Raw genomic sequence first — 1710 nt, forward strand, 5'->3', positions numbered from 1 at the left:
GTCCGGAATGCCGATATTGTCGGCAACGTCGACAAAAACAAAGCCGACTAACTGACCGTCTTCATTGCGAATCATTTGTGGGCCTTTGCGATACTGTAACGTCGCAACTTGGCTTATCGGGATTTGGCTACCATGGCTGGTTGTGACGTAAGTACGCTCTAAAGCAGCTATTGAGTCACGATAGTCACGGTTATAACGCATTAAAATATTGTATCGCTCACGTCCTTCAACCGTTTGCGAAACCACCTTGCCACCAATGGCCATCTCAATAACATCTTGAATATCAGCAACATTCAATCCATACCTCGACGCAGCGTCTCGGTCAATATCAAAATCTAAGAAGTAGCCACCCGTGGTGCGCTCGGCAAATGCGCTTCGCGAAAAGGCAGTGGTACGACTATCACTTTGAAGAGCACGTTCGATCGCGGTCGCGGTGCTTTCAATCGTCGCGAGATCCGGCCCAAACACTTTTATGCCCAATGCCGAGCGAATCCCCGTAGCGAGCATTTGTGTGCGTGTCTGAATGGGCATCCACCAAATATTGGGCATGCCGGGGAAGCGTAACTTTTGATCCATCTCGGCGATTAAGCTATCCCAATCCATTCCTTCGCGCCATTCGCTTTTCGGCTTGAGGGTGATATTGGTTTCAATCATCGATAGTGGTGCGGAGTCAGTAGCACTCGTTGAACGCCCCACTTTTCCAAACACCGTTTTTACTTCCGGGAAGGTCATTAGTTCTCGGTTCATTGTGTGGAGCGTCTTTTGAGCTTCACTAATCGACATTCCGGGTAGGGCTGTGGGCATATACAAAATACTACCCTCATTCAATGGCGGCATAAATTCACTACCAAGTCCACGGAAGGGGATGATCGCAGACAGCAGCACGAGAACGCTGACACCCACCACCAGCCAGCGACTATCTACCACCCAGCGTACCACCGGCGCATATAGCGCAATCAAACTGCGATTTAACCAACTGTGTTCGCCGCGAATACGGCCGCGAATAAGTAAAACTGCTAGAGCGGGTATCAGAGTAACGGACAGCAGGGCTGCAAAAAACATGGAGTAGGTTTTGGTGTAAGCCAAGGGTTTAAAAAGCCGTCCTTCACTGCCTTCAAGGGCAAACACCGGCAAAAATGACACGGCAATAATTAATAATGCGAAGAAAATGGATGGCCCCACTTCTTGCATCGCGGCAATAATGACGTCTGTGCGGCTCTGCGAGCTATCAGTTTGCTCTCGCCATAGTCCGAGGCGGCGATGTATGTTTTCTACAATGGCGATCGCGGCATCGACCATCGCGCCAATGGCAACCGCAATTCCGCCTAGCGACATAATATTGGCTGTTAATCCTTGGTAATACATAGGAATAAACGCTAATAATATGGCGATGGGTAGGGTGATAATGGCGACTAGCGCCGAGCGCAGGTGCAGCAAAAACACAATTATAACGAGCGAGACTATGAGGATCTCTTCACTCAACGTTCGGCTTAAGGTGTCGATAGACCGCTCAATCAGGCCGGAGCGGTCATACACGGGGATAATTTCAACTCCCTTAGGTAAAGATGCCTTAACCTCCTCCAAGCGAGCTTTAACTCGATTTATGACGTCTAAGGCATTTTCGCCAAAGCGCATGACCACGATGCCGCCGACGGCTAAGCCTTCGCCATTAAGCTCGGCACTGCCGCGCTGCATTGCGGGCCCTAGTGA

The 1710-nt window shown here is 50.1% G+C and carries 1 protein-coding gene; it reads right to left on the bottom strand.

The window, feature by feature from the left end; all coding sequences use genetic code 11:
- On the bottom strand, nt 1-1710 hold a 1710-nt coding region (locus tag ABYP33_RS18940), incomplete at both ends, for an efflux RND transporter permease subunit (RefSeq protein WP_373092890.1).

Origin of the sequence: Zhongshania sp., from assembly GCF_041584495.1 — a bacterium.
Classification (GTDB): Bacteria; Pseudomonadota; Gammaproteobacteria; order Pseudomonadales; family Spongiibacteraceae; genus Spongiibacter.